We start from the raw sequence: 9,467 nt of genomic DNA, 5'->3' as shown, positions 1-9,467 counted from the left end.
AAACAACGCGAAAGGATCAAACTGAAGACGCTCGAAGCGCGGCGCTTGCATCACCGCAAACACGCCGCATAATCAAACCAACAAGATGAGCCAAACTCTCACTTAGTTTAGGCCCACATTGGTTCCAAAAACTCTGGTGACGGACAGGCGGATACAGCATGAAGTCTGAAAACCAGCTTCATTCCATAACGTCCTTGTCAAAGCTCTGGGATGGAAAAGAGATAAGTCGCATCAGAAGTGGGTCTGATCATCTGACGCTTTATGGAAAGCGTACCAGCACGCACCTGATGATCCAGCCTGCAATTGCTCATGTGTCTTTGGAGAACCAAACATTTAAAAGCCAAGGGATATGGTCACGGTTTTTGTTTGCCTGGCCTGAGAGCAAGATCGGTTGGAGGACGGCCCCCCTCAGTGATGCGGCAGATATCGAAGATGTTCTGGCTTATCGGTCGTTCCATGAACGTGTGACTGCGCTGCTCTCTTCACCGAGCCTAACTCATCCTGAAGACAGGTTGCAGCTTATGCCGCCGTTGCTGACGCTTTCAGCAGAGGCAAAGATCATGCTTCGGCAGTTTTATGAGCGCGTGGAGATCGCTCAGCGGGATGGAGAGGCGTTTTGTCAAATTCGAGGCTTTGCGTCTAAGGCCGTGGAGCATGCAGCGCGCATCGCAGGGGTCATGACGGTATTTGACAATGAGGCGTCAGAGCAGATCAAAGCAGATGTCATGAGGAATGCCATTGAACTTCTCGATTGGTATTTACTCGAAACCGTTCGATTGTTGGATGCGGGGCCAGTCCCGAGTGATCAAAGAGATGCGAAAGCACTTCTCGATTGGCTGCAGAGCAAGTGGCATGAGGAAACGATCAGCATCCGTCAGATCCTCAGATACGGCCCCAATCGATTTAGGAGCTCGGCCTGTGCAAACCCACTCGTCTCTATATTGGAACGTCATGGCTGGTTGGAGAGAGAGGCGGCAGCCACGGCCGCATTGAGTGGCAGAAGGGCAGCGCCAACCTGGAGGATTGTAAGTGAAGACTGAACTTGCAATCGGTGCAGAGCGGGTTCGACAGGCCTTTCTAAACGCAGAGGTTCTTGACTTGGGGGAGGGGCCGCAGCGCCCTTCCTCAAAACCGAAGCGACGCTTGGAACTGTCGCAAAAGTCGCGGGAGTCGCAAGTCGCAACACGTGTCGCAAAGCTAAACCGCGTGCAACGAGACGAATATGAAGAGCGCGCCGCGATCATTGAATTCGATGGGCAGTATTCGAGAGAAATCGCAGAGTATTTGGCAATGAAAATGATGGGTAAGGTTTCGGGAGAGTGAAATGTTCGGATTGGACGTGCTGATCTAGAATTTGAAAATGCGCGATATTGCAGGCGTGGTGCCTTGAAAAAACTGCAGTAACAAATTACCTTTTTGCATGTGGTGAATCCCATACCTGTCGCCGGGTAAAACCTTCTCTCTAAAGAATTATCTACAGTCCATGTCATTTCTGACCCTAGGGCGTGTGTAATCGGCGACCGCGATCCCAACGGAGAAATGATATGCTTACAATCAGCATCAACTATCACTTCAATTGTAGAGATTATCCTCTCTTGAAAGAGGCTGCTGCGCTTTACTTTCCTGGAATAGCCCCAACACATCGATTGGAACTTATTTCGCGATGGTGCGGGTTTACCACCTTAGCATCGCTCCGAAATGCGCTGCGCCGGGTAGCTGAATCGGATATCTATCTTACAATTGACCCTATAAAAGCTCGAACTTTTGCTGATGATCGAGGAATTTCATTTGATGCGCTAGCTTGCCATCAAACCCTTGCTTCCGTCGCTTTTGCGAAAGTTGCAAGAGAGTACCCGTATCTGCATGGAGATGGATACGGTCAGCACAGCACATATGTCTTGGATCGAGAGCAGAAAGAAATTCGAAAAGGCGTATCCGCCATTGAAGGGTCAAGACGGATTTTTGAGTTGAGGGAAAAGAGGTTGGTGGAGTCGCGAGAAGAATTGTTGACCGTACGCAAGAATGATGAGTTCATTCGCGCTCTCGCACTATGTTCAGCATTGAAGCCAATTCGGAACATCAACCGCAAACAAACGAGTTACAATCTCAAGCATAGGGCAGAAGAACGAAATTACTTTCTTGCTGAGGGTGTCACACTCACTCGTCAGTATGTATCCAATTCCGCGCTAATTGCGGCAGCATTTTATGCTGGGTTTGAGACAGATGCAGACAAACGTAATAACTATCCATCTAGTCCGAATATTTACTTCAACGTTTCTCAGCGTTCGCTAAATGAAGTAATAGAAAATGCCCCGAAGGAATACGCATAGCTCTTATTATCTAAACTGCAGGACCAGCGCCGTCTTGTCAGGTCCTGCATGATTTAGCGAAAACTATGAGTTTTCTGACACTAGTAAGTTCAACATTTAGTCCATAGATTCGAGGATGTCTCTTGGCTCCAATCGCGACATTTTTGATAGTTAGAATTCGGCTTACCGGCCCGTAACCCCTATCATATCTAATTGGTCATGCGCCGGGACAAAATAAAGATCGAGCACCAACGGCCCAAAGCTGACATTGTCAATTTACACCTCGGGACGGGAAGCGGAAGTTCGCCGCGAGTGCGAACGTTGTTGATACATCCATCCAAAGCGGAAATTAAGTCTACGAGGGTTCTAGTTAAGCGCTGCGATCACGGCGTGGTTCAGAGAGCTAGCCGTGCGGCCCAAGATGAATGCAAACGATGTTCTTGGCGTGCTACATCCGCTCCTGATGAAGTAAGGAAGCCTGAATTCATCAGATCCGACAACGGACCATGTCCGTCCCACATCGTCATTCTCTTCCAGCTTATCATATCTAAACCAATTTGGTTACTGAAACGGGATGCCGATTGTAAAACCATGCCAGTCCTCTGGATCAGGTATGGTCCAATTTATCTGCGACATCACTCCTTGAAATTGAATGACGCCATGAGCTTCATGGCCCTTCAATACTGTTCCGGATAGTTCAAAGTGCCCGTCTCCCCAGAACCCATGACCGTAACTCAAAACTAAAAAGGGGTGGTCAAAATTGTAGGTCACAGGAGCACCACCCTGCCCCATTGAAACAATTGCCATCACAGGGTTCTTGACAGGTGTGCTAAAATCGATCCGGCTGGGTATACCGCTGCCACCAACCAGCGCAATTATGTCGGTGCCTTCGGGGGCATAAGGCACCTGGGCGCTGAGGTAAGGGGTGTCAGGAACCCAGTAATTGTTTCCTGCACCGTCCATCTGAGCAAACTTGACTTCACCTGTGTAGGTTACGCCGATTCTGGACTCATTCGGGCCCAAGACTATACCCTCAACCTGCCCGGGGGAGCTGCCACTCTGTTTTGTCCATGATGTCCACATAGATGGCCTGGTTACCAAACTCGCTTCAAAGAGAATTTTGTAGTTGCCTTGGTCCACACCCGGCTCATAGTGGGGCCATTTCGTCTCTTTTGCAGACTTCCATGCAGGTGATTGTGGCTGACTATCCAATACACGATCAAACAAATCTATCGCATCGATTTCCAAAGGAAATCTAGAAGCGTTGTGGCCATCAAAAGGTAGAGTTTCCAAGCCGCTGACCCGGCCACGCCAGACCTTTGACGCTTGCTGAGATTCAATACCATCCCAAGAAACTTTGAGCCCGCCAAGATTGGACCGTGTACCAGGTGTGACATAGCGCGAAAACGCGACTTCAATCACTAATTCCGCAGCCAAATCACTTACAGGAAGAGAAAGTTCACTTTCAACAAGTTCCCTCTTTCTGGGCGCAAAAATTGCATCGTTGAAAACAATGAGCTTGGAGCGCTGTAACCGGAGCAATTTCATAGCTGTCAACAGCTTTTGCTGATGCATGGAAAGGTCGAGATAATCAGCTGCTAGTATTCGGCTGAGAGCATTCAGCTCAACAATTCGGGCCCAAGCCTGAAATTCTATGTCCTTGAAGTATCCTGTGGAAAGGGCCTTCGAGGCCGCGCCGACCACAGAGAGAAAGTCCGATACTCTGGGCTTGCCCACTTCCTTCCATCCGGATTTGTAAGCCACGGACGAAAAAACTTCAGCAACTTCTAGCCCGGCTTTCTCGGCGGCTGCGACACCGCCGGTGGCAAGCAGATGTATACTACGATCAACAATGACCTCCAGCCCGTCCGAGGCGAGCCCTGCCGCGACAGCTCGGTTTGATCCCGCCGTGCTGAAACCTAGAAAACTGAATGGATCATCCTCCGATTTAACTAGATTGGTCAAATCCGGCAGAAGATAACCGATGGATTTTCGGGTTCCGATCACCGTAAACGCTGCATCTATGCCGGCTTGTACTTGCTTTTCTGAAAGTGCAGATCGTCCCAACACAGCTTCACTCTCAAAGGCTTGCCACGATTGGAACCACGCGCTTACGGCCTTTGCCGTTTCAGCGTCTGAACGCGCCAGTGCTGCATCGCTGAAGGCGTTACTGAACTTCTTTGCGGCGCGTTCGCCAGATTCCTTTGCCGTGTTGCGTAATGTGTCGCGATTTATGCCGGGAAACATCCGAACGAGCTTTCTATACGCGGTCTCTGTTTCCCTCTCTACTATCTGGTCTCGAACTTCCTTAAACAATCGTGTCTGTTGTTTCGCGAGGTTGCGGTGGATGATTTGCGCCTTAATCTCGCTCCATACTTCTGTTCCGATTTGTTCACCTGCCGCGCGAATAGCTTTACCTTCTGACCGCAGAAGAATTTTTTGCGCTACGTTTGCGCCCTGATCTACCGACCAACTGATCACCGCCGCAGTGCCGCCTGTTAAGTAAACTTCGGCGAGCACAACTGAAATATCAACGGCTGTTCGGACAAAAATCTCGTTTAGATGTGCTGCGCGAGCGGTGGATAATGCGGAGTGGTAATCGCTGTCCAATTCCTCTCGGATTTCGGAGATCTCTCGGAAGTTTTCAACGACTTGCTGCAACGCTTCTTCGACCTGAGTGATCTCGCTGCCCAGCTTGACGATCTGGCTTCGCAGTAGTTTCGAAATCTGTTCAATCTGCTGTTCGCTGTAGCCTTCGACTCCCCGCTCTATCCATTCGAATTCAGCTGATAGTATTCCGTGCTGAAATACTTTTACCGATTTTATATAAGGGGGCGGTGTATCGTTGCGGACAGCCTGATAAGTTTCAAAGGCGTGGTGCACTCTCTGTCTGGCCAGTTCGTACTCTTTAAGCGCGTACCGCATTTCCAGTTGTGCTTCGATAACCGGCGTCACTAGATCTGACGTTTCGAGAACCGAAAGATCAGTTAGGAGTTTGTCTGCAGCATCGGCCTGCTGGCTCCAAAGTCCCTGGGTGTCACCATCTCCACCAAGACTTGTTTGCAGTTTCTCTTTTTGTTTGAACAGCGCCGAATAGCTTTTGCCTATTTCACGAAGGCGTAGGTCAACGAACTCTAGAACTGCCAGTTCTTCGGGTGGAAGGTACTGCTTTATGCGGTTTAACTCGTCCCACTTTTTACGCTTTCGCTTTTCCTCATCGCGCAGAATGGCAAGGTTCAATTCGGTCTCACCTAGCTCTAGCGCGGCATCATTGGCGCGATTTTCAGCTTCGCGATATACTCTTATTGCGTTGAAAAACGCTTCATCGGAGGCAGATTCATTTTCAAGCCGCTTTCTGGATGTTTCATACGCAGATACCAATGTTTCCAGTTTTTTGAACGAGGCACGTTCTTCTTCCACGCTTGCATAATAGGTGCTTAGCAGCTTTTCTGCGGCATCAACTGGCTGCGATAGACTTGGCCCGGACCATACCAAAAGCAAAGCGCCGCATATCCCTATCGCTTTCCTCACGATATCGGTGGTTTCAATCAGAACAACGCTTCGGATCATCCCCTTCCTCCGATTTTTGAGAGTATCACAATCTCGTATGAAACCAAATATGAGCCAGCAAGTCCCAGTTTACTTACTGGTCACTCATGTCGAATAAAAAACTTTCGTATGAGAAAAGAACTTAAGTAAAACTGTTGAGTTAGTTTGGCATCCAAGGAAATGGACGCTACTTGATATCAGAAATCTAGTCTTGCATCGCTCTCCCCTATCTCACTGGAGGAGAGAGTTGAATACACCCGAAACCAGCATGTAATATGGTCAAAATACAAGGTTTCAACTGATGACAAGATGGCGGAAACGATCCGAGCAGATAAAAAGCGGCGGAATGCACAGATGGGAAATCTGGGAGTCTGAAGATCGTGACATATACAAATATGTGAAGCAGGAGTGGGTTCCATCTGCGCCCGAAGATGAAAGTGCACTTGGGGAAGGTCATTGGTTGAACGTAGAGAAATCAGGCCTGTATGCTGATCTGGAACTATGCCTGAAGGATCTGGAGAAGAACTCTATCTAGAAACCGGAGAACGTCCTGGACAACGGACAGGCGGTAAAGAGCACCGACTAGAGTAAAATGGGGTCTGAACTTGCAAGATAACGACCCGATATTGCTGCGCTATCGATGAACTTCCGCTTAGAGGAAATCAGAACACCGGATATTTGAACGGATGAAAGTCTGGTATGGGCCGATTTTAAAAGCGAAACCCGACGAATGCAGGTGGACCTCAACTGAATCGAACCCAGCTGGACGGCCTATTGCACCGTCCAGCCGAGAGGCTAGCGCTTTTTGTCAAGCAGGAGCTGCTCGGGTACTTTCCCGGCTCATCAACCTGGCGAAGATCATCACATGCGTCACCAGGAGCACGGGTACAAGGAAGGTCGGGATGAACCATGTGGGTCCGAAGTAGTCGATTGCCTCGGCCTGACGAAGGGCGTTGACCAGATCGATCAATCCTACGACGTTGAAGATCCAGATTAGGGGCAGCGCAACCACTGACCGCCAGCGCAATGCGAATAGCGCACTGATCGCCAGAAGCGCCGCTAGGAGATCACCGTAGCTCGCGCTGGTGGCAAACGTTTCGGGTAGGCCGCCGCTGTTCAGATTTGGCACCATGAAGCTCATGCCGATGTATCGAAATGCATGGGGCAGAAGAAGCACCGATAATGCGGCTGGTGCTGACAGGCTTGAGAGCCACGGTACAACGTACCAGGAGGCGATCAGCGCGAAGACGAAAAGGCTCATCGCAAATTGGAGAAGAAAGATGGCAGTCGGGGTCATTGGGAATATCCTTTCCTGGATTTGACGAAGTCGCCCTGAATTGCAGCTTCAGGCAACCCACGCTGGTGTATCCTGCGAAACGAGAGGTTGGTGGCTTCTGCGCCACGCTGCATCGTCCTGACTGAAGGACGGAGACGACAGCCGCACATAATCGCGCTGCGCCTTAGCGCGGTCGAGGTCGAAGGGTCGGGTGGCTAGGATTTTCAGGAAGCCACCCATCGCGCCCATGCTTTTGACAAAGCTGCCTGTCAGATTTGGATCCTCCGCCACCCGTCTACGAACAATACTCTCGAAGGGTTCCGGTTCGCGCTCGCCGACGCGGAGGACATCCACGGTCGGGGCGTTCACTGCAAATGCTCCCCGCCGATACTCATCTGCGTAGATCGCAAGCTGCGTGACGGCGGCTTCGGAATAGTTCGCAGGGGGAATGGCCTTTAGTGCCTTGACCATCATGCGTTCAGAGATGTCCATGTACCGCACAGTCCGCCCAAGGGCGCGCGCCATCGCCTCTGCGATCTCGTTCGGCGATATTAGGATGGGACCTGTCGGGCGATAGGATTTGCCAGCATGGAGCGTCGGGTCAATGAGCGCGCCGACAGCAACGCTCGCAATGTCTTCGTTCGATGGTGCGGCGTTCTTTTTGACATCACCCTGACCAAGAGGCATCGTGAAAAGCCCCAGATGGGCTGCCATGCCCAGCCCCATGAGATAGTTCTCGGCGAACCAGCCCACATTCACTGTGGTCACGGACATCTCCGAGCGCATTCCGATCAGGATGTCGCTCAGGTAGACCTCCCGTGTGAAAAGCGAGGGGTGATCGGCGCTTGAGAGCCACTGGCTGAGCGTTACGACGTGCTCAAGCCGGGCCTCATAGGCTGCAGCGGTGAAAACGGCGTTGAAATGCAGGCCGTTGGGGGCAGTCGGTGCACATTGATATGCGCGCTGCACATCCCGCATGGCTTGGCGCATATCTGTCAGGGAATATTGATCACCTAGGAAAATCTCAGCGCCGGAACGCTCCATCGCGTCAGAGCGGTGATCCTTGCGCCGCACAAAAGCTCGGACAGGAAACCCCTTCGCTCTGAGCTGAAGGGTTGTCTGCAATCCGGTCTTCCCGCTTGCGCTGGTGACCAGGATCTTGGGTTTTAGCGACACTGTGAATCTCCAATAGATGATGCTTGCAATCTATAATTAAGATGATAGCTGTAATCTTAACTGTCAACCCCTTTTGGAAAATCAGCCATGCCAAGAATGTCCGACGCAGAAAAACAGCGCAGTCACAACAGGATACTGGATGCCGCTGCGCGGCTGTTCAGGCAAAATGGAATCGGGTCGACCAGCGTCGCCGATGTGATGAAAGCCGCCGGTATGACCCATGGCGGGTTCTATCGGCATTTCGATTCGAAGGAGGATTTGGTTGCGGTCGCGTTTCGTCACGCGGTCGATGATGTTGTATCAGACTTAGAAAAGGCGACTACCCCTGGAGGGCGAGATCGGGAACGCGACAACTATATCAAGACCTACCTTTCCCGGGAACATGTCATGGACGGTGGTCAGGGCTGCCCGCTGGCGGCGATGGGGACCGAACTTGCCCGAACCGGAGGAGTGTCTCAACAGGCTGGCGCGGCGGCGTCCGCCCGTATGGCGGCTCTCCTTCAAAAAAGCTCAGATACTGGCATGGAACAGGGTTTGGCGTCGATGGCTCTGCTGTTGGGGGCCGTTACCCTGGCTCGTTTGGCGGAAACTGCCGAAGACTCAGACCGCGCCTTAAAAGCTGGATGCACCGGTCTCGAATTGCTGCAGGATCAATGGCCGGTAGACAGACTCTAGGCTGCATTGAGGGCAACCGTGCCAATGACTGCGTGCCGAACTAGATTGACCGCTCTTCTGCGCTGCGTACGAACGACCGCTTCCGGGAAATCGGAGAGCAGAATTTTGGAATGGTCCAATGTCGGCTAAGGGCCGTTCTCATCGGGTAGAAGTTAATCTGTTCAGCTGATGCTGCGCTTGCTCCGATGTCGGCAGCGAGCCCAAAAGGTCTAATGCTGCGCTATGCTTGGATGTCAGAAATTGAGGCCAATGTCTTTATTCGATTGTTAACTAGTATTTTTTCCGCCTCTGCCAAAGCTCTTTGCAATTCCACAATTTTAGCGTCGCGTTGTGCAGTGTCCGTCACCAGAGTTTATGGAACCAATGTGGGCCTAAACTAAGTGAGAGTTTGGCTCATCTTGTTGGTTTGATTATGCGGCGTGTTTGCGGTGATGCAAGCGCCGCGCTTCGAGCGTCTTCAGTTTGATCCTTTCGCGTTGTTT

Annotated in this window: 8 protein-coding genes; 5 read left to right on the top strand and 3 right to left on the bottom strand. The window is 51.1% G+C overall.

Going from position 1 to position 9,467, the window contains the following annotated elements:
• The first annotated feature begins 158 nt into the window (after positions 1-158).
• The 3 genes from ROA7450_RS20520 to ROA7450_RS20510 all read left to right on the top strand — a co-directional run bounded on the left by ROA7450_RS20520 (position 159) and on the right by ROA7450_RS20510 (position 2,330).
• Positions 159-1,040 (top strand): DUF3987 domain-containing protein, encoded by an 882-nt coding sequence (locus ROA7450_RS20520; RefSeq protein ID WP_234999621.1) that lies wholly within the window; start codon positions 159-161, stop codon positions 1,038-1,040.
• Entirely contained in the window at positions 1,030-1,323 is a 294-nt protein-coding gene (locus ROA7450_RS20515) for a hypothetical protein (RefSeq protein WP_085807835.1), read from the top strand. Before ROA7450_RS20520 ends, ROA7450_RS20515 begins: the two co-directional genes overlap by 11 nt.
• A 221-nt stretch (positions 1,324-1,544) precedes the next feature.
• Positions 1,545-2,330, top strand: a complete 786-nt coding sequence (locus ROA7450_RS20510) for a hypothetical protein (RefSeq protein WP_085807834.1) — start codon at positions 1,545-1,547, stop codon at positions 2,328-2,330.
• A 540-nt stretch (positions 2,331-2,870) separates the two neighbouring features.
• On the opposite strand, the gene ROA7450_RS20505 is transcribed toward ROA7450_RS20510, so the two are convergent.
• The gene (locus ROA7450_RS20505; RefSeq protein WP_085807833.1) at positions 2,871-5,879 is read right to left on the bottom strand and encodes a CHASE3 domain-containing protein; all 3,009 of its coding nucleotides are present in this window, start codon (positions 5,877-5,879) and stop codon (positions 2,871-2,873) included.
• 280 nt (positions 5,880-6,159) lie between these two features.
• Between ROA7450_RS20505 and ROA7450_RS20500 the strand changes: the two genes are divergently transcribed.
• The gene (locus ROA7450_RS20500; protein WP_159454124.1) at positions 6,160-6,393 is read left to right on the top strand and encodes a hypothetical protein; all 234 of its coding nucleotides are present in this window, start codon (positions 6,160-6,162) and stop codon (positions 6,391-6,393) included.
• 273 nt (positions 6,394-6,666) lie between these two features.
• On the opposite strand, the gene ROA7450_RS20495 is transcribed toward ROA7450_RS20500, so the two are convergent.
• Complete coding sequence (locus ROA7450_RS20495) at positions 6,667-7,155, bottom strand: DUF8737 domain-containing protein (RefSeq protein WP_085807831.1); 489 nt, start codon at positions 7,153-7,155, stop codon at positions 6,667-6,669.
• A 48-nt stretch (positions 7,156-7,203) separates the two neighbouring features.
• Positions 7,204-8,310, bottom strand: coding sequence for an NmrA family NAD(P)-binding protein (locus tag ROA7450_RS20490; RefSeq protein ID WP_159454123.1), 1,107 nt, complete (start codon positions 8,308-8,310; stop codon positions 7,204-7,206).
• A gap of 87 nt (positions 8,311-8,397) precedes the next feature.
• Here ROA7450_RS20490 and ROA7450_RS20485 point away from each other — a divergent pair, with 87 nt between their 5' ends.
• The gene (locus tag ROA7450_RS20485) at positions 8,398-8,985 is read left to right on the top strand and encodes a TetR/AcrR family transcriptional regulator (protein WP_085807829.1); all 588 of its coding nucleotides are present in this window, start codon (positions 8,398-8,400) and stop codon (positions 8,983-8,985) included.
• Positions 8,986-9,467: the final 482 nt, after the last annotated feature.

The organism is Roseovarius albus, assembly GCF_900172335.1.
GTDB classification, from domain to species: domain Bacteria; phylum Pseudomonadota; class Alphaproteobacteria; order Rhodobacterales; family Rhodobacteraceae; genus Roseovarius; species Roseovarius albus.
Note: the sequence above shows the minus strand (reverse complement) of the source record. Positions and strands in the feature narration are given on the sequence as shown.